16 protein-coding genes and 2 tRNA genes are annotated in these 17,130 nt (G+C 61.0%); 10 read left to right on the top strand and 8 right to left on the bottom strand.

The features are described from left to right. Positions 1-3 precede the first annotated feature (3 nt). From ABM562_RS11205 to ABM562_RS11190, 4 genes are all read right to left on the bottom strand, one after another. A complete protein-coding gene (locus ABM562_RS11205) occupies positions 4-1,299 on the bottom strand; it encodes a virulence factor family protein (protein ID WP_460421993.1) in 1,296 nt (431 codons plus the stop codon). After that, positions 1,299-3,941, bottom strand: a complete 2,643-nt coding sequence (gene mprF / locus ABM562_RS11200; protein WP_460421991.1) for a bifunctional lysylphosphatidylglycerol flippase/synthetase MprF — start codon at positions 3,939-3,941, stop codon at positions 1,299-1,301. Before mprF ends, ABM562_RS11205 begins: the two co-directional genes overlap by 1 nt. Positions 3,942-4,165: 224 nt before the next feature. Beyond that, positions 4,166-4,242, bottom strand: a tRNA-Met gene (locus ABM562_RS11195). A gap of 131 nt (positions 4,243-4,373) precedes the next feature. Then, positions 4,374-4,450, bottom strand: a tRNA-Met gene (locus tag ABM562_RS11190). Between the two features lie 218 nt (positions 4,451-4,668). Here ABM562_RS11190 and dinB point away from each other — a divergent pair. Continuing rightward, positions 4,669-5,733, top strand: coding sequence for a DNA polymerase IV (gene dinB / locus ABM562_RS11185; protein ID WP_115088318.1), 1,065 nt, complete (start codon positions 4,669-4,671; stop codon positions 5,731-5,733). Positions 5,734-5,778: 45 nt separating this feature from the next. Here the strand turns inward: dinB and ABM562_RS11180 are convergent, their stop codons facing one another. The 3 genes from ABM562_RS11180 to ABM562_RS11170 form a co-directional block, all read right to left on the bottom strand. After that, a complete protein-coding gene (locus ABM562_RS11180; RefSeq protein WP_115088317.1) occupies positions 5,779-6,732 on the bottom strand; it encodes a hypothetical protein in 954 nt (317 codons plus the stop codon). An 18-nt stretch (positions 6,733-6,750) separates the two neighbouring features. Further along, complete coding sequence (locus tag ABM562_RS11175) at positions 6,751-8,466, bottom strand: proline--tRNA ligase (protein ID WP_460421988.1); 1,716 nt, start codon at positions 8,464-8,466, stop codon at positions 6,751-6,753. A gap of 170 nt (positions 8,467-8,636) precedes the next feature. Then, positions 8,637-9,917, bottom strand: coding sequence for an OprD family porin (locus ABM562_RS11170; protein WP_115088315.1), 1,281 nt, complete (start codon positions 9,915-9,917; stop codon positions 8,637-8,639). A 295-nt stretch (positions 9,918-10,212) separates the two neighbouring features. Here ABM562_RS11170 and ABM562_RS11165 point away from each other — a divergent pair, with 295 nt between their 5' ends. From ABM562_RS11165 to ABM562_RS11155, 3 genes are all read left to right on the top strand, one after another. Next, positions 10,213-10,470 carry a hypothetical protein gene (locus tag ABM562_RS11165; RefSeq protein WP_148708569.1) on the top strand — a complete coding sequence of 86 codons (258 nt, stop codon included), beginning with the start codon at positions 10,213-10,215 and terminating at the stop codon, positions 10,468-10,470. 255 nt (positions 10,471-10,725) lie between these two features. Further along, entirely contained in the window at positions 10,726-11,151 is a 426-nt protein-coding gene (locus ABM562_RS11160) for an HIT family protein (protein WP_460421985.1), read from the top strand. A gap of 3 nt (positions 11,152-11,154) precedes the next feature. Beyond that, the gene (locus ABM562_RS11155; protein WP_038996659.1) at positions 11,155-11,361 is read left to right on the top strand and encodes a SlyX family protein; all 207 of its coding nucleotides are present in this window, start codon (positions 11,155-11,157) and stop codon (positions 11,359-11,361) included. 62 nt (positions 11,362-11,423) lie between these two features. Here ABM562_RS11155 and ABM562_RS11150 read toward each other — a convergent pair whose 3' ends face one another. Then, positions 11,424-12,011 carry a cold-shock protein gene (locus tag ABM562_RS11150; RefSeq protein WP_115088312.1) on the bottom strand — a complete coding sequence of 196 codons (588 nt, stop codon included), beginning with the start codon at positions 12,009-12,011 and terminating at the stop codon, positions 11,424-11,426. Between the two features lie 298 nt (positions 12,012-12,309). Between ABM562_RS11150 and ABM562_RS11145 the strand changes: the two genes are divergently transcribed. From ABM562_RS11145 to ruvC, 6 genes are all read left to right on the top strand, one after another. Next, entirely contained in the window at positions 12,310-12,783 is a 474-nt protein-coding gene (locus ABM562_RS11145; protein ID WP_115088311.1) for a Dps family protein, read from the top strand. A gap of 243 nt (positions 12,784-13,026) precedes the next feature. Further along, positions 13,027-13,356 (top strand): ribbon-helix-helix domain-containing protein, encoded by a 330-nt coding sequence (locus tag ABM562_RS11140; RefSeq protein WP_115088310.1) that lies wholly within the window; start codon positions 13,027-13,029, stop codon positions 13,354-13,356. 93 nt (positions 13,357-13,449) lie between these two features. Beyond that, positions 13,450-13,671, top strand: a complete 222-nt coding sequence (locus tag ABM562_RS11135; protein ID WP_045193542.1) for an FmdB family zinc ribbon protein — start codon at positions 13,450-13,452, stop codon at positions 13,669-13,671. Between the two features lie 93 nt (positions 13,672-13,764). Then, positions 13,765-15,540: an aspartate--tRNA ligase gene (gene aspS, locus ABM562_RS11130; protein ID WP_115088516.1), complete on the top strand. Its 1,776-nt coding sequence runs from the start codon at positions 13,765-13,767 to the stop codon at positions 15,538-15,540. 121 nt (positions 15,541-15,661) lie between these two features. Further along, the gene (locus ABM562_RS11125) at positions 15,662-16,408 is read left to right on the top strand and encodes a YebC/PmpR family DNA-binding transcriptional regulator (RefSeq protein ID WP_115088309.1); all 747 of its coding nucleotides are present in this window, start codon (positions 15,662-15,664) and stop codon (positions 16,406-16,408) included. 170 nt (positions 16,409-16,578) lie between these two features. Continuing rightward, positions 16,579-17,103, top strand: coding sequence for a crossover junction endodeoxyribonuclease RuvC (ruvC, locus tag ABM562_RS11120; RefSeq protein WP_045193540.1), 525 nt, complete (start codon positions 16,579-16,581; stop codon positions 17,101-17,103). Positions 17,104-17,130: the final 27 nt, after the last annotated feature.

Below are 17,130 nucleotides of genomic sequence, written 5' to 3'. Positions count from 1 at the left end.
GCTTCAATCCTGCTCGGCGACGCGGGTCTTGCCCTGGCGGTTCTCGATGTCGCCAATCAAGCGCTTGGCCAGTGCCGGGTAGTTCTCGTCGAAGTGATGCCCGCCGGGCAGCTTCAGGCGCTCGCCGACGGCAGTGTGGTCGGTACAGCCGCTCTCGTCCGCCTCTTCCTCGCCATACACACAGACCACCTTGGCGGCTGGCAGCCTGGCCATTTCCGGGCCGGTCGGCGCTTCTTTACCGGCATTGCCCAGCCAGCCCTCGACCTCGATCTCGAAGCTGCCACTGCGGGCAAAGGCCAGCAGGATCACTGCATCGATGCGCTTCTGGTCTTCGGCCGGCAAGCGGTTGTAGATCGCCGGCAACACGTCGGCGCCGAACGAGTAGCCGGTCAGCACGAAGCGTTTGGTCCCCCATTTCTGCCGGTAGTGCTGCATCAGTTCCGAAAGGTCGATAGCGCTCTGTTCCGGGCTCTTGTGCTGCCAGTAGTAACGCAGGGTGTCGATGCCGACCACCGGGTAGCCGAGCTTGGCCATCTCACCGGCCACGTCGCGGTCCAGGTCACGCCAGCCGCCATCGCCGGAGAGGAACAGGGTCACGGTATCGGTGGTTTGCCCGGCCGGCACCTCGACCACCGGGATGCTCATGGCGTTGCCATCGTCGCCGACCAGCGCCTGGGTCAACTGGGCCTTGAGCACCTGCGGCAGGTGGATGTCGTAGTCGCTGATGCTGGTCTCGGCATTCGGCTGATCACGCACGAAGGCCGCGCTGGCGTCATCCGGGTTGTCGTTCCAGGCCACGCTCCAGTGGCCGTGGGCGGCAGACTTGGGCAGTGGCGTGGCGCAGCCGGGTTGCTCCAGATTGAAGTCCACCGAGATTGCCTGGGCCTTGTCATCGCTTTGGCTGGCCAGCCAGCTCCAGGCCTGGGCCGCGCCTGGGCCGATACCGGCAACCAGCGTCGGAGCGCCCTTGAGTTGTTGCAGGGCCTGCTGCATGGCCTGTTGCTGCTTGCTGCAATCGGCGGGTGGGAGGATCAGCTGGACCAGCTGCGCTTCGCCGCTCTGGCTCAGGTCAAGCAGTTGTTTCTCGCTCAGGGCCTGGTCCTGGGGCACGGCGATGGCGACTCGCGCCTTGGCACGGGTACCTGGGTTGACCCGGATCAGGCTGCTGCCATTAGTCAGGCTCAGGTGCTCCAGGGTCGCCTCGGGTGCCGGGCGGGTCCATAGCCAGAAGCCAAGGGCTGCGGCCAGCAGGGCCAGCAGCAAGGGGATCAGTACATACAGCCAGTAGCGTCGAATCATCAGCGTTTCACCAATCCAGTCAGGCCGCCTGCGATCAGGGCGGCAGTGTCAGCCAGTGCCACCAGTGGATCGAGTCCGGCCGGCACGGCCATGTAGCGGGGTTCCCAGTCCGGCTGGAACTTGTCCTTGAAGCGACGCAGGCCCTGGAAGTTGTAAAGCTGCTCGCCGCGCTGGAACACCATCGAGCCCAGGCGCTGGGTCAGTGGCGCGCCGCGACGTGGTTGCAGGCCGGAAAGCGGCACCATGCCGAGGCTGAAGCGCCCATAGCCGTGCTGCTTATAGTGTTGGATCAGGCCGATCATCATGAATTCCATGGTCAACTTCGGCGCTTCGGGGTGGGCGCGCATCAGGTCGAGGCTGGCCAGTTCCAGGCTGCGGGTCTCCAGCAGGTTGGCAAAGGCCACCGGGCGGCCCTCGAAGCGGATCAGGGCAATCCGGAAGTGCTGCAGGTACTCTGGGCTGAAGCGACCGAGGGAGAAGCCTTTCTCGCGCACGTTCTTGCCGCTGAGCCAGGCATCGGAAATGAGTTTGAGCTCATCCATCGGCGCCTGGCCTGGCTCGTGCACCTCAAGGCTGAGCCCGTCGCGGCCACCGCGGTTCCAGGTGTAGCGCAGGTCTTTCATTTCCTTGCCCTTGGCTTCGAGGTCAAAGCGCTTGAGATCGACCCGGGCTTCTTCGCCCAGTTTGATCGCGGTCAGGCCGATGTCCATATAGAAGGGCAGGTTCTCGGCCCGGACCTGGTAGAACACCGGGCGGGCGTGATGTACGTCGCACAGGTCGCGGAACTGCCAGATCATTTCTGCACGCTCGTGGGCCGGCCCGATGGGGTCGTATAGCGCCACCAGGCTGCGCCCGCGCCGGGCGTACATAAGGAAGGCATCGTCGTTGGGGTGGAACAGCAGCGCCTTGTCGCCGGTCAGTGCCAGGCCGCCGTCGGGTTGGTCGGAGGCCTGCAGGATAGTGCTGGCCCGTTGCAGTTCTTCGGCCGACGGCAAGTGGATCACCGGACGTGCGGTGCGCAGCAACCAGGTCAGGGCGACGATCACCAGCAATACCGCGCTGCCCAGGGCCGAGCGCAAGCCGCGCGGGGCATCGGCGTCGAGGGTGAACTGCCACCACAGCTGATGGCTGTAGGGCACGTCCTGGTACGCGAACAGCAGCAGCCACACCGACGCACCCAGGACGCAGGCGCTGGCCGCCAGGTAGACCGGTGAGAACGGTAGCTCGAGCAAGCGGCTGGGTCGGTAGAAAGAGCGCCGGAAGACGGCCAGCAGGCACGCGGTCAAGGTCAGGATGCTGGCCTCTTCCCAGTCAAAGCCTTTGAGCAGCGAGAGCAGGGCGCCGACCAGTAGCAGGATGGTGGTCAGGATCCAGGCGGCCGACAGGCGCCGCCGCAGGCCCTGGGCCAGCAGCAGGCACAGCACGCCAATCAGGCTGGCGCCGAAGTGCGAGGCGTCGATCAGTCGGTGCGGTACGAGAAAGCCCAGGTGTTCCAGGCGTCCGTCGATCTCCGGGGTGGCGCCAGAAAACAGCAGCACCACGCCGGACAAAAATACCAGTACCGCCAGCACCGGTGCCGCCAGCCCGGAAGCAGCCCTGATCGCCTGTTGGGCAAACAACAGGCGCCGGGCTTCGCTGGCGAGCAGCAGAATGCAGGCCAGCAGCAGCGGCAACACCACATAGATCAAGCGATAGAGTAGCAGTGCGGCGGCCAGTGGCGCAGCGCCGAGCTTGTCGGCAAAGGCCGCCAGCAGGATCGCTTCGAACACCCCGACACCGCCGGGCACATGGCTGAGTACCCCGGCTGCCAGCGCCAGCAGGTAGACCAGCAGGAAGGCACCAAACGGCGGTGCTTGCGGCAGCAGCAGGTAAAGCACGATGGCGGCAGCGGCAACGTCCAGGGCGGTAATGAACAGTTGTAGCAGGGTCAGGCGCGTGCCCGGCAAGCGCAGGGTGCGTCGGCCTGCCTGCACCAGCAGATTGTCCGCCAGTGGTTGTTCGGGCAGCCGTCGGCGATAAAGTCCGTAGACCAGCGCCGCACTCAAGCCAAGCACGGCCAGGGCAATCGTAGCCAGCAGCGCAGGCGAGAGGTGCAAGGCTGCAGCGGCAGCCGGCAGATTGCTCAAGGTCGCCAGGGCCGCGAGAGGCGGCAGGGCACAACCGAGGGAAAGGCTGGCGAACAGGGTCATCCGGGCGACTTCGGCGGCGCCTATGCCGTGACGGGCGTATAGGCGATAGCGCACGGAACCACCAGACAGTAGCGACAGGCCGATAGCGTTGCCGATGGCAAAGGCGCTGAAGCCGCCCATCACCAGAGTACGCGGCGGTAACTGGACGCCGGCGTAACGGCTGGCTGACCACTCGTAACCAAGCAGGATGACGAAGCCGACGACCGTGGCCATGACCGCACCCATCAGCGAAGTCGGGGGCACGCTGAGCAGTGAGTCATGCAGGGCATAGATGTCCAGCTCGCTGAGCAGATGGCGGCAGGCGATCAACGCCACGGCAAACAGCAGCAAGGTCACGCCCAGGCCGATCGGCTGGCGGTATTTGCTCAGCCGTTCGAGCCAGCGCAGGCGATGCTCGGCATTGGGCAGTGCGGCAGTAACAGGAGCTTGTGTTTCGGGCGTCTGGGCGCGCATCAACCACCTCGTGGCTTGCGCGCGGCAGGAAGGTTGTATCCGGTCAAAGTACCAATCCCTTTGGAAGCGTAATGTCCGATATGATCGGGCCGCTGAGTGCCTTGAGGATAGTTAAAGAAGTTTCATATTGCCCCGGGTGGGAAGGGGGCAGGCGAGGAGGGCGAATGGTCGAACGAGCAGATGCAAAAAAGGCCACTTTTTTCAAAGTGGCCTTTTCTGTTGTTTGGTTGCGGGAGCCGGATTTGAACCGACGACCTTCGGGTTATGAGCCCGACGAGCTACCAGACTGCTCCATCCCGCGTCTGTGGGGCGGATTCTACAGCGTTGAGCTTGGCTGTCAACGCTTAATTGTTGATTTACAATAAAAAATTACCTGGCACTTTATTCCGGGCAAAGAAAAAGGCCACTCGTGAGAGTGGCCTTTCCTGAATCTGGTTGCGGGAGCCGGATTTGAACCGACGACCTTCGGGTTATGAGCCCGACGAGCTACCAGACTGCTCCATCCCGCGCCTGTGGAATGAGATTCTACAGTTTTGCCCGGAGCTGTCAATAGCCTGTTTACAGAAATCCTTTCTCCTTCAATCGCTTAGCGCACCTGAAAAGGGCTGCAGGGCAGCAAGGGCGGGCCTCGCAGGGGATCCGGGGGTGAATGAATTAGTTGTGATGCGTGGGGCGCTATCGGGTGAGATACTGCTTACATCACTTTAAACCTGTTCTTACGCTCCCTATGTCTCAACGCAAGATCATCCATATCGACTGCGATTGTTTCTACGCCGCCATCGAAATGCGCGACGATCCGCGCCTGGTCGGACGGCCACTGGCGGTGGGCGGCTCGGCGGAGCGGCGTGGGGTGATCGCTACCTGCAACTATGAGGCGCGGGCGTTCGGGGTGCGCTCGGCGATGTCCTCGCGTCATGCCCTCAAGCTGTGCCCGGACCTGTTGATCGTCAAACCGCGCATGGATGCCTATAAAGAAGCCTCGCGGGAAATTCACGGGATCTTTCGCGAGTACACCGATCTGATCGAGCCACTGTCGCTGGATGAGGCTTACCTGGATGTGTCGGACAGTTCCTGGTTCGCCGGCAGCGCCACGCGGATTGCTGCGGATATTCGCCGGCGGGTTGCCCAACAGCTGCATATCACCGTGTCGGCCGGTGTCGCGCCGAACAAGTTCCTGGCCAAGATCGCCAGTGACTGGCGCAAGCCCAATGGCCTGTTTGTGGTTACCCCGAATGAAGTCGAAGACTTCGTTGCCGCTTTGCCGGTCAGTAAGCTGCACGGGGTAGGCAAGGTCACCGCCGACAAGATGGGGCGCCTGGGCATTATCAATTGCCTGGAACTGCGCGACTGGAGCCGCCTGGCCCTGGCCCGTGAGTTCGGTAGCTTTGGCGAGCGGCTGTGGGGGCTGGCGCGGGGCATCGATGACCGTCCGGTACAGAATGACAGCCGTCGTCAGTCGGTCAGCGTGGAAAATACCTACGACACCGATCTACCGGACCTGGCCAGTTGCCTGGAAAAACTCCCAGAGCTGATGGAAACCCTGGCCGGGCGCATGGCACGTATCGACGACAGTTATCGCCCGGGCAAGCCGTTCGTCAAAGTGAAGTTCCATGATTTCAGCCAGACTACCCTTGAGCAGTCGGGGGCGGGGCGTGACCTTGGCGGCTATCAGCAATTGCTCAGCCAGGCCTTTGCCCGTGGCGGCAAGCCGGTGAGACTGTTGGGGATCGGCGTGCGCTTGCAGGATTTGCGCGGTGCCCATGAGCAGCTGGAGCTGTTCACTCAGGAGTGAGGAGGGCAGCGCCAGCAGGCTGGCGCTATCCGGGTGTAGCGGAGGTCAGTGCGCGCCGGGGTCGGCAACCAGGCGGCCAGCGTCCTTGGTCAGTGACTTGAGGAACTCCTGTTGCAGCTCCGGATCGTTGCGGGTCAGCTCGATCAGGCTCTGCTCCAGTTCACTGGCTTCTTCTTCCAGGCCCAGCTCCGACAGGCGCTTGACCCGATGCACCCACTGGCTGACTTCATCGTCTTCCAGGTCGTCAAAAATCAGTTCGTGGGCTTCCACCAGTTTGCCGCGCAGGCTGGCGCTGATCAGCAGGCTGGCATCGCCACGCACGTTGTTGTCTTCATCGACTACCTGCAGATGCAGGGTGCCGATGTGGGTCAGGTTCTGCTCGCTGAACGGGCTGTCGAGCAGGTTCAGGTGCAGCACGCCATTTCGGTCGGTGGTCAGCTCATGGTCCATCTTGCCGGCCTTGACCGATACCGGCCGCTCGCTCCAGGGCACACTGGTGTATTCCTGGCGCTTGTCCTTTTGCACTTCGGTGATGCCCGCCAGGTTCTGCTGGGCACGGCCGTTGGACTGGGCGTTCATGAACGGGTTGAGGCCGTCGAAGCCATAGCTCAACCAGTCGTGGGTAACGCTGTCGGGCAAGTTGCCCAGGGCAAAGACGTTGACCACGTTGGCGCCGACACCGGCCACCACCGCCACCGCGCCCAGCGGAATCTCATAGACTTCGCGCCAGGGCTGGTAAGGCGTGTAGCGATCATAACGACGGGTGACTTCAAACTCGGTGACTTCGAAGTTCTTCTGTTCGTGGATGCGCACACGCCGTTGCGGCAGCTCGAGTACCTTGGGGTCCCCGGCATCGATCTGCAGGCTGTGTTCGAGCAGCTTGCGCTCGATGCGTTCCTCATGTTCGCTGCGCTGTGACATCTGGTTGGCGCAACCGCTGAGGAACAGGGCGCCGCACAGTGCGGCGCCCCCCAGGTTGATGGTACTTCGCTTGAACATGATTACTCTTGCGTTGGCTTAGCGACGAATGCGGGCTTGCAGGAACGACAGCACCTCGGCCACTGGCAGCGGCTGTGCGTCACGCTCGGTGCGGTGCTTGTATTCCAGGTTACCGTCGGCCAGGCCGCGATCGCTGACCACAATGCGGTGTGGAATGCCGATCAGTTCCATGTCGGCGAACTTGATCCCCGGGCTGGTTTTCTTGTCGCGGTCATCCAGCAGCACTTCGAAACCGGCGGCGGTCAGTTCGGCATACAGCTTGTCGGTGGCTTCGCGAACCTGCTCGGTTTCGTAGCGCAGCGGTACCAGGGCGATCTGGAACGGTGCCAGGGTATCGCTCCAGATAATGCCGTTGTCGTCGTAGTTCTGCTCAATGGCCGCGGCAACTACGCGCGATACGCCAATACCGTAGCAACCCATGCTCAGGGTCACCGGCTTGCCGTTCTCGCCCAGGACCTGGCACTTGAGGGCTTCGCTGTACTTGGTGCCGAGCTGGAAGATGTGCCCGACTTCAATACCGCGCTTGATCACCAGGGTGCCCTGGCCATCCGGGCTCGGGTCGCCTGCAACGACGTTACGCAGGTCGGCCACTTGCGGAACCGGCAGGTCGCGCTCCCAGTTGACGCCGAAGTAGTGCTTGTCGTCGATGTTGGCGCCGATGCCGAAATCGCTCATCAGGGCGACCGAACGGTCGATGATGCACGGCAGCGGCAGGTTCAGCGGGCCAAGGGAGCCGGCGCCGGCGCCAATGGCGTTGCGCAGTTCTTCATCGGTGGCCATGACCAGCGGGCTGGCAACCTCTGGCAGGTTGGCGGCCTTGATTTCGTTCAGTTCGTGGTCGCCACGGACGATCAGGGCAATCAGCTTGCCCTCTTCGGCGGCGTGGACGATCAGGGTCTTGACGGTCTTTTCGATCGCCAGGCTATAGTTCTCGACCAGTTGGGTGATGGTCTTGGCGTCCGGGGTGTCGACCAGGCGCAGCTCTTCGGTCGGCGCCAGGCGCGCGGTTTCCCGCGGGATGGCCTCGGCCTTCTCGATGTTGGCGGCGTAGTCGGAGCTGTCGCTGAAGATCACATCGTCTTCACCGGACTCGGCCAGCACGTGGAATTCGTGGGAGTAGCTGCCACCGATCGAGCCGGTGTCGGCCTGCACCGGGCGGAAGTCCAGGCCCAGGCGGGTAAAGATGTTGCTGTAGGCCAGGTGCATGCGATCGTAGGTTTCCTGCAGGGAAGCCGGATCGGCATGGAAGGAGTAGGCGTCCTTCATGATGAACTCGCGACCACGCATCAGGCCGAAGCGCGGACGGATCTCGTCACGGAACTTGGTCTGGATCTGGTACATGTTCAGCGGCAGCTGTTTATAGCTGTTGAGCTCGTTGCGGGCCAGGTCGGTGATGACCTCTTCGTGGGTCGGGCCCACGCAGAACTCGCGACCGTGACGGTCCTTGAGGCGCAGCAGCTCGGGGCCGTACTGTTCCCAGCGGCCGGACTCCTGCCACAGCTCGGCAGGCTGGATGGCCGGCATCAGCACTTCAAGGGCGCCAGCGGCGTTCATTTCCTCGCGGACCACGGCTTCGACCTTGCGCATTACCCGCAGGCCCATCGGCAGCCAGGTATACAGGCCGGATGCGAGCTTGCGGATCATGCCGGCACGCAGCATCAGCTGGTGGCTGATGACGACCGCGTCGGAAGGGGTTTCTTTCTGGGTAGCGAGCAAATATTGACTGGTGCGCATGGTAGGCCGTTGTCGGTTGCTTAAGACTTTAAATGACCCCGCATTGTACGGGGGCGATTCGGTGGCGTACAGGATGCCGGAGCACGAAGGCGTTGTCAGCCCGAATTCAGACAAGAAAAAGCCCGGCAGTGCCGGGCTCTTTCGTACTGGGAATACTGAAAGCCCGAGGCTTACAGGATGCTCAGCGGGTACTCGACGATCAGACGCAGTTCGTCGATGGAGTCCGAACCGTAGTAAACGCCATCGCTGGAGCGATAAGTCGCTTGACGAATGCGGAAGCTCAGATCTTTGGCCGGGCCTTCCTGCAGGACGTACTTGGCCTCGATGTCGCGTTCCCATTCCTTGCCGTTGTCGGTGGAGGCAACATTGGCGCCGGTACCTTTGACATAACGGGTCATGAAGCTCAGGCCTGGTACGCCGAAGGTGGCCATGTTCAGGTCGTAGCGAGCTTGCCAGGACTTCTCGTCTTCAGCGTTGAAGTCGGAACGGGCGATGGAGTTGGCCAGGAAGATGGTGCCGCCACCGTCAACGCCGTAGCCGTAGTCGCCGTCACCGCTGACTTTCTGATAGGCCAGGGTGAAGGTGTGCGCGCCAATGTTGTAGGCGCCCGACAGGCTGTACGCACGGTTATCAAGTTTGTCGCCATCGTAGGCGGCATAGTTGGTCGTGCCGTCGCTCTTGGTGTCATAGATGTTGAAGTCGAACACCAGGCCCTGATCGTCGCTGATCGGCAGCGCCCAGTTGACGTTGGCGTAATATTTGCGCCAGTAGTCTTCGACCTTGGAGTAGTAGAGGCTGGTGCTCAGGGAGTCGGTAAAGGCATAAGTGCCGCCGACCACGTCGGCCTGGGTCAGGTGCAGGCTGTCGCGGTTGGTCTGTTCTTGCCCGGTGAGGCTGGTGAAGTGGCCAGCGTGCAGGGTCAGGCCCTTGATTTCGTTGCTGGTGATCAGGGTGCCTTGGGCCATCTCAGGCAGCAGGCGGCTGTCGTCAGTGGCGAAGACTGGCAATGCGGTGAATTGGTCACCCACTTTCAGGACTGTGTCGGAAATGCGGAACTTGACCGCGCCACCGCCCTTGGAATAGTCGTCTTGCGAACGACCGTCGGAGCCGGTTGGGAACAAGCCGGTGCCGGAGGTGCCTTTACCGCCGTCCAGCTTGAGGCCCAGCAGGCCGATGGCGTCAACGCCTACGCCTACGGTGCCTTGGGTAAAACCGGACTCGAAGGTGCCGATGAAACCCTGACCCCATTCGCGGGCATAGCTTTTGGTCTTGCCCAGCGGATTGTTTTCACGGTTACGGAAGTCGCGGCTGAAATAGAGGTTGCGAAGTTTGACGTTCAGCTTGCTGTCTTCAACAAAACCCTTGGACTCATCCTGAGAAGAGGCCACTGCCAATTGCGAGGTGCCGGCTGCAACAGCCAGGGCGATTATGCTCCACTTCATCACGCGCATCGTGATTTGCTCCTTTGGTTTTTAGGAAGAGTACTGCCGTCGCTGTTTGGTTTTTTTATACAGCGCGGCTCTTTCTTTTTGTGTCGGCGAAAATGTATATCACGCTGACCATCGTTGGCGATATGGGCGTTGAGAACCTTTCGGTAACTTTACGGTCATGTCGCTAACAGTTATGTCCTTGTCGCAAATCACGCCCCGGGTTTTCGCGGGTCGTACAACTCCAGCGCTGTTTCAAGTGGATTAAGGATAGGTAAAAATAATCTAGCCCCTGCCCCCGAAACTCCCTGGTTACCCCATGCGGCTGTTGTTATTTGTCGCCGCTCACCGCATCAATGCAGGTGGCGTGCCGACTGTGGCGGATGACAATGCAACAAGCGTGCACAAAATCGAACAGGGTTCACGAAATTTTCACTTTTCTGCGCTCAAGGGCGGTTTGGTGCCGATAAACCGGGGGTCAAAGAACCTTTGGTTAGCCGTCAGCGATCCCGCTGGAATAAGTATAAAAGTTGCCCGTAAAGTCAAAGCGTTACCGCTGAAGGCTAAAGCTGAGTAGTTTGTGGATGTTCGGTGGGCACAGACCGGACGGACGGCTTCATTTTGGTGCGAAAAGTAGCGTTTCACCGTTCGGGCGGCGTAACACCTGCTCGCCCAAGGACCTTTCGCGGCGAGGCGCGGGGGCAAAGTGGTGCATCTCTTCATTTTATAGGGCAGCAACCAATGCCCTTGAGGCTGAGGAGGAGTATCCTGCTGGCTGTGGCTCACGGTGGTTGCGTGGGCGAGGTTCTGTGCGGTTGTAGGAGATTTCGCTGTGTTTGTTCTGGATCAACGCCTTCAACAAGACACCTTGTGCCTGGGTGACTTTCCTCTTTGTCGTCTGTTGTTGAGCAAGGATGCCAACTATCCCTGGTTTATCCTGGTCCCGCGCCGTGCGGATATCAGCGAATTGTTTCAACTTGATGACAGTGATCAGCAGCAGCTCTGGAAAGAAACTACAGCCTTGGCTCAACTGCTCAAGGACAGCTTTGCTGCGGATAAAATGAATGTGGCGACCCTGGGCAATGTAGTTAGCCAGCTACATATGCACGTCATTGTTCGTCGTCGCACTGATCCGGCCTGGCCGGCGCCAGTATGGGGCAATAAACCTGCGATTGAATATTCGCCGCAACAGTTGGCGGATGTCCGTTTGCGTCTTGCCGAGGTATTGGTTGACGACTTTCAGTTCATGGAGGCTTGAATCATGACCCTTGAAGCGCGAGTGACCGAGTTGGAAAGCCGGTTGGCCTTTCAGGACGATACCTTGCTGGCCTTGAACGATGTGCTGGTCGAGCAGCAGCGCGTTGTTGAGCGTCTGCAGCTGCAGATGGCCGCGCTACTAAAGCGCTACGAAGAGATGGTCGGTCAGTACGAAGCCAGCGAAGAAGAAGCACCGCCGCCGCATTACTGATTTCGGGGCGTAAAAAAACCGCGATGGGCAGTGATGCCGTCGCGGTTTTTTGTTTCAGCCGATCAGCGCCGTGGGGCGGCGATCACATCCTCGGCCTGCAGGCCCTTGTCGCGGTTCATTACCGAGAACTCGACACGCTGGCCTTCGACCAGAACCCGGTGGCCTTCGCCACGAATGGCGCGAAAGTGGACGAAGATATCATCGCCCGAATCGCGGGAGATAAAGCCGAAACCCTTGGAGGTGTTGAACCACTTCACCGTACCGGTATCACGATTGGACATGTCGTACTGGGTGTTCTGGCTACGGTTTGCAGCGCTTTTGGCAAAGCCGGCAATCAGGTGCAGGACGGTGGCCAGCAGGGCGCAGGCCAGGGCCGGCAGGTTACCGAGCTCGGGACGGGCCAGCAGGGTCACGGTCTGCAGGATCACGGCAACGACCAGCAAAACACTGGCGGCGCGTTGCAGTTGCTGGCGGGCGCCCCGATAGTGCTGCGGGAGCACGGGAGCGATGACCAGGTTGAGCAGGCCGAAGAGCGCGAGGAAAATCGCCTCCGGTTGCTGCAGGAAGGGAATGGCTTCGGTTCTGAGGCTGGGTATGAAGGACAGCAGCAAGGCTGCAACGCCCGTCAACAGGTGGACGATCTTGAACATGTTGGTTGGCTCACATTGATAAGGCGGATCACAGGAAGAGCTGACTTCACGGCGCGCACGGGTAAAAAAGCGCAAAAACGTGAAATGGGTCAGCCTATGCGCCCGCGTAATGACAATCGGCGCGGGCGGCACGCTGCCTATTTAACAGCAAAGCCCCGGGGTTCTCAAATCAGCGGCCAACCGTGTGTCGCGTGGGCTGCAGCCCTGTGTCGCAGGCACGAGGCTGCAGCCGGTGAAAACTCTTGGTACAGTGGTTTGTAGCCGCTTGATCAGCAAGCGCCAAGGAAAGGGGAACTGCATGGCTATCGATATCGGTATCAGTGAAGAAGATCGCAAGTCCATCGTGGATGGTTTGTCGCGTCTGTTATCGGATACTTATGTTCTTTATCTGAAGACCCACAACTTTCACTGGAACGTCACCGGCCCGGCGTTCCGTACCTTGCACCTGATGTTCGAGGAGCAGTACAACGAACTGGCCCTGGCGGTCGATTCGATTGCCGAGCGTATTCGCGCCCTGGGCTTCCCGGCGCCGGGAGCGTATTCCATCTATGCGCGGCTTTCCTCTATTAAAGAAGAGGAGGGCGTGCCCGCCGCCGATGAGATGATCAAGCAGCTGGTCGAAGGCCAGGAGGCGGTCACCCGTACGGCGCGCAGCATTTTCCCGCTGCTCGACAAGGTCAGCGACGAGCCGACCGCCGACCTGCTTACCCAGCGCATGCAGGTGCATGAAAAAACTGCCTGGATGCTGCGTTCGCTACTTGAAGGCAAGTGACCGGCTGATTTAACGCGCGTTGTTTGAATGCCCGAGCTTCTATATGAGGTTCGGGCATTTTAGTTGGCACGGAAGCACTTTCCGGTGTTTTCAAGTACCGGGTCCAGCGCCGAGAATTCCTACATTCAGAATAACTGCGTCTGCTGGTGCCGGCGCGAGTCACGGCGCTTTATTAAGGGCAAGTTCCCGTGCGTGCCAAACGTCCGGGTTTGTTTCCCTGTTAAACAGTGGCGTGGTACGACTATGTCGGCATGGATGAATCGCACGGGGCGCGCAGCCAGCGTGCCGCACAAGGATGGCATCGATCCTTTCGAGGCAAATTTCAACATGGGCCTGGCCCAGCCGTTATCGCGTTCGGTACGGCTGAACGGTTTTGCCACCTGTCTGCGCCTTGAGGAGATTTACTGGACCATCCTCGAGCGCATTGCCGAGGCGAACAAATGCTCGGTCAACGCGGTGCTGTCGTACGTTGACCGCGAAGTGCACCTGCGCCATGGCGGGGTGAAAAATTTCAGCGGGCTGATCCGCGTGGTCTGCGTGGTCTATCTGCTGGGGGCAAAGGTGGCACGCTAGTCGGTTGCCGGGCTGCACAGCACTCCTTAACCATATATAATCCCGCGCTTTACTGCCTGAACCAGCCCGCGCTGTGGTTAACGAGACACGCCTATGCCCATGTACGACTATCAATGTGCTTCCTGCAATCATCAGTTGGAAGTCCTCCAGAAGCTCAGCGCCGCGCCGCTGACCGATTGCCCGGCGTGTGAGCAGCCCGCATTGAAAAAGCTGATCTCGGCCCCGGGGTTCCGTCTGGGCGGTACGGGCTGGTACGAAACCGACTTCAAGACCGGTGCGAAAAAGAACCTGGCAGGCGGCGACAAGGCCGACTGAGTTGATTGCACCGGCAGGGTCTTGCACTATTAGCCCTTTGGGGCATCAAGGCCTCCACTGAACATACGAATGACGAGAAGCGAAACCACCATCATGATGCGCAGCCATTATTGCGGCCAACTGAACGAGAGCCTGGAAGGTCAGGAAATTACCCTTTGCGGATGGGTCCATCGTCGCCGCGACCACGGCGGGGTGATTTTCCTCGATATCCGTGATCGCGAAGGCATGGCCCAGGTCGTCTTCGACCCGGATCGCGCAGAAAGCTTCGCCGCCGCCGATCGCGTGCGCAGCGAGTACGTGGTACAGATCACCGGCAAGGTGCGTCCGCGTCCGGCTGGCGCGGTCAACGCCAACATGGCGTCCGGCGCCATCGAAGTGCTGGGTTACGAGCTGACCGTCCTGAACGAAGCGGAAACCCCGCCGTTCCCGCTCAACGAATACTCCGATGTTGGTGAAGAAACCCGCCTGCGCTATCGCTTCATCGACCTGCGTCGCCCGGAAATGGCCGAGAAGCTGCGCCTGCGCTCGCGCATCACCACCAGCATCCGCCGCTTCCTTGATGAAAACGGCTTCCTCGACGTCGAAACGCCGATCCTCACCCGTGCCACCCCTGAAGGCGCGCGTGACTACCTGGTGCCGAGCCGTACCCACGCAGGCAGCTTCTTCGCCCTGCCGCAATCGCCGCAGCTGTTCAAGCAGTTGCTGATGGTTGCCGGTTTCGACCGCTACTATCAGATCGCCAAGTGCTTCCGCGACGAAGACCTGCGCGCCGACCGTCAGCCGGAATTCACCCAGATCGACATCGAGACCAGCTTCCTCGATGAGTCCGAGATCATGGGCCTGACCGAAAGCATGATCCGCAAGCTGTTCAAGGAAGTCCTGGACCTGGAGTTCGGCGAATTCCCGCACATGACCTTCGAAGAGGCCATGCGCCGCTACGGTTCCGACAAGCCGGACCTGCGTAACCCGCTGGAACTGGTTGACGTTGCCGATCAGCTCAAGGAAGTCGAATTCAAGGTGTTCAGCGGCCCGGCCAACGATCCGAAGAGCCGTGTTGCCGCCCTGCGCGTGCCAGGTGGCGCGAGCATGCCGCGCAGCCGCATCGACGACTACACCAAGTTCGTCGGCATCTACGGTGCCAAGGGCCTGGCCTACATCAAGGTCAACGAGCGCGCCAAGGGCGTTGAAGGCCTGCAGTCGCCGATTGTCAAGAACATCCCTGAGGCCAACCTCAACGTGATCCTCGATCGCGTTGGCGCGGTCGACGGCGACATCGTGTTCTTCGGCGCCGACAAGGCCAAGATCGTCAGCGAGGCGCTGGGCGCCCTGCGGATCAAGGTCGGTAACGATTTCAACCTGCACACCTGCGAGTGGGCACCGATGTGGGTTGTCGACTTCCCGATGTTCGAAGAGAACGACGACGGCAGCTTCACTGCGCTGCACCACCCGTTCACCGCGCCAAAATGCAGCCCCGAAGAGCTGGAGGCCAACCCGGCCACCGCGCTGTCGCGTGCTTACGACATGGTCCTCAACGGTACCGAGCTGGGTGGCGGTTCGATCCGTATCCACCGCAAAGAAATGCAACAGGCGGTCTTCCGTCTGCTGGGTATCGAAGCGGCTGAACAGGAAGAGAAATTCGGCTTCCTGCTCGACGCCCTGAAGTTCGGCGCACCGCCGCATGGCGGCCTGGCCTTCGGTCTGGACCGTCTGGTGATGCTGATGACTGGCGCCCAGTCGATTCGCGAAGTTATTGCCTTCCCGAAAACCCAGAGCGCTGCGTGCGTCATGACCCAGGCCCCTGGCCTGGTCGATGCCAAGGCCCTGCGTGAGTTGCATATCCGTCTGCGCGAACAGCCCAAGGCTGAGTAAGCAGACCCCGGGCGCATCCATATGGATGCGCCTTTGCGTTAAGGCGCATGAATTTCAAGGTCTCGGTCGGGCATGAGCGCGGCCGGGGCGTGGCATTGTTACAAAGGATTCGGAGTGCGTTATGGCTGGTCATTCCAAGTGGGCAAACATCAAGCACCGCAAAGAGCGCCAGGATGCCAAGCGAGGCAAGATCTTCACCAAGTGGATTCGTGAGCTGACCGTTGCCGCCAAGCAGGGCGGCGGCGATCCAGCCTCCAACCCGCGCTTGCGCCTGGCCCTGGACAAGGCGCTGGGGGCGAACATGAGCCGCGACATCATCGACCGGGCGGTTGCCCGCGGTGCTGGCACGGCCGAAGCCGACAACGTCGAAGAGCTCAGCTACGAAGGTTACGGCCCGGGTGGCGTGGCGGTGATGGTCGAAGCCATGACCGACAACCGCAACCGGACCGCAGCGGCTGTGCGCCATGCGTTCAGCAAGTGCGGTGGCAACCTGGGGACTGACGGCTCGGTGGCCTATCTGTTCGAGCGCAAGGGCCAGATCAGCTTTGCCGCCGGTGTCGACGAAGACGCGCTGATGGAAGCGGCGATGGAGGCCGATGCCGACGACGTGGTCAGCAACGAAGATGGCTCGTTCGAGGTCTTCACCTCGTTCAACAGCTTCTATGCCGTGCGCAATGCCCTGGAAGAGGCCGGTTTCAAGGCAGCGGACGCGGAAATCGTCATGCAGCCGACCACCAGTGCCGAACTTGATCTGGACGGCGCGCAGAAGGTGCTCAAGCTGATCGACATGCTTGAAGACCTGGACGACGTGCAGAACGTCTACTCCAACGCCGAGATTCCTGACGAAGTCATGGAACAGCTCGGCTAGTCTCAAGTTGTTCATTCAGGTGGGAGCGAGCTTGCCTCTCGATGCGATTGGGCGGTAGTGCGCAATCGCGGGGCAAGCCCGCTCCTGCCGGCCCGAGGCCGGATCTGCCTGCAGTTGCATTGCACCTGCGAGCCGGTCCGGCTTCTGTTTTTACTATGGCGCAAAGACGTATGACTCTGATTCTTGGCATCGACCCCGGCTCGCGCATCACCGGTTATGGCGTGGTGCGCCATAGCGGTCGTGGCTGCGAGTATGTGGCTTCCGGATGCATCCGTACTGGCGCGGGCGAGCTGCCGGAGCGTCTGCAGATCGTGTTTCGCGGGGTGCGCGAGATCATTCGCCAGCACGGCCCGGTTACCATGGGCATCGAGCGGGTGTTCATGGCGCGCAACGCCGATTCGGCGCTCAAGCTCGGTCAGGCGCGCGGCGCGGCTATTGTCGCCGCCATCGAAGAAGGCCTGGAGATTGCCGAGTACAGCGCCACCCAGGTCAAGCAGGCAGTTGCCGGCACCGGTGGGGCCAATAAGGAGCAGGTGCAGATGATGGTCATGCACCTGCTCAAGCTGACCCAGAAGCCGCAGATTGACGCTTCCGACGCCCTGGCCATCGCCTTGTGCCATGCCCACACCCGCTCAAGCCTGGTGCCCCATGGCCTGGGCACGGCGCGTAGTCGCAGCGGGCGCTTGCGGCTCTGATAGCATCATCCGCTGAAACAAATTTTG

Source organism: Pseudomonas sp. ZL2, from assembly GCF_054788455.1.
Note: the sequence above shows the minus strand (reverse complement) of the source record. Positions and strands in the feature narration are given on the sequence as shown.

Bases quoted from the DNA above. Each gene is read 5' to 3' on its own strand.
- ABM562_RS11205 (WP_460421993.1), bottom strand. From the start codon at position 1,299: ATGATTCGACGCTACTGGCTGTATGTACTGATCCCCTTGCTGCTGGCC.
- mprF (WP_460421991.1), bottom strand. From the start codon at position 3,941: ATGCGCGCCCAGACGCCCGAAACACAAGCTCCTGTTACTGCCGCACTG.
- dinB (WP_115088318.1), top strand. From the start codon at position 4,669: ATGTCTCAACGCAAGATCATCCATATCGACTGCGATTGTTTCTACGCC.
- ABM562_RS11180 (WP_115088317.1), bottom strand. From the start codon at position 6,732: ATGTTCAAGCGAAGTACCATCAACCTGGGGGGCGCCGCACTGTGCGGC.
- ABM562_RS11175 (WP_460421988.1), bottom strand. From the start codon at position 8,466: ATGCGCACCAGTCAATATTTGCTCGCTACCCAGAAAGAAACCCCTTCC.
- ABM562_RS11170 (WP_115088315.1), bottom strand. From the start codon at position 9,917: ATGCGCGTGATGAAGTGGAGCATAATCGCCCTGGCTGTTGCAGCCGGC.
- ABM562_RS11165 (WP_148708569.1), top strand. From the start codon at position 10,213: ATGCGGCTGTTGTTATTTGTCGCCGCTCACCGCATCAATGCAGGTGGC.
- ABM562_RS11155 (WP_038996659.1), top strand. From the start codon at position 11,155: ATGACCCTTGAAGCGCGAGTGACCGAGTTGGAAAGCCGGTTGGCCTTT.
- ABM562_RS11150 (WP_115088312.1), bottom strand. From the start codon at position 12,011: ATGTTCAAGATCGTCCACCTGTTGACGGGCGTTGCAGCCTTGCTGCTG.
- ABM562_RS11145 (WP_115088311.1), top strand. From the start codon at position 12,310: ATGGCTATCGATATCGGTATCAGTGAAGAAGATCGCAAGTCCATCGTG.
- ABM562_RS11140 (WP_115088310.1), top strand. From the start codon at position 13,027: ATGTCGGCATGGATGAATCGCACGGGGCGCGCAGCCAGCGTGCCGCAC.
- ABM562_RS11135 (WP_045193542.1), top strand. From the start codon at position 13,450: ATGCCCATGTACGACTATCAATGTGCTTCCTGCAATCATCAGTTGGAA.
- aspS (WP_115088516.1), top strand. From the start codon at position 13,765: ATGATGCGCAGCCATTATTGCGGCCAACTGAACGAGAGCCTGGAAGGT.
- ABM562_RS11125 (WP_115088309.1), top strand. From the start codon at position 15,662: ATGGCTGGTCATTCCAAGTGGGCAAACATCAAGCACCGCAAAGAGCGC.
- ruvC (WP_045193540.1), top strand. From the start codon at position 16,579: ATGACTCTGATTCTTGGCATCGACCCCGGCTCGCGCATCACCGGTTAT.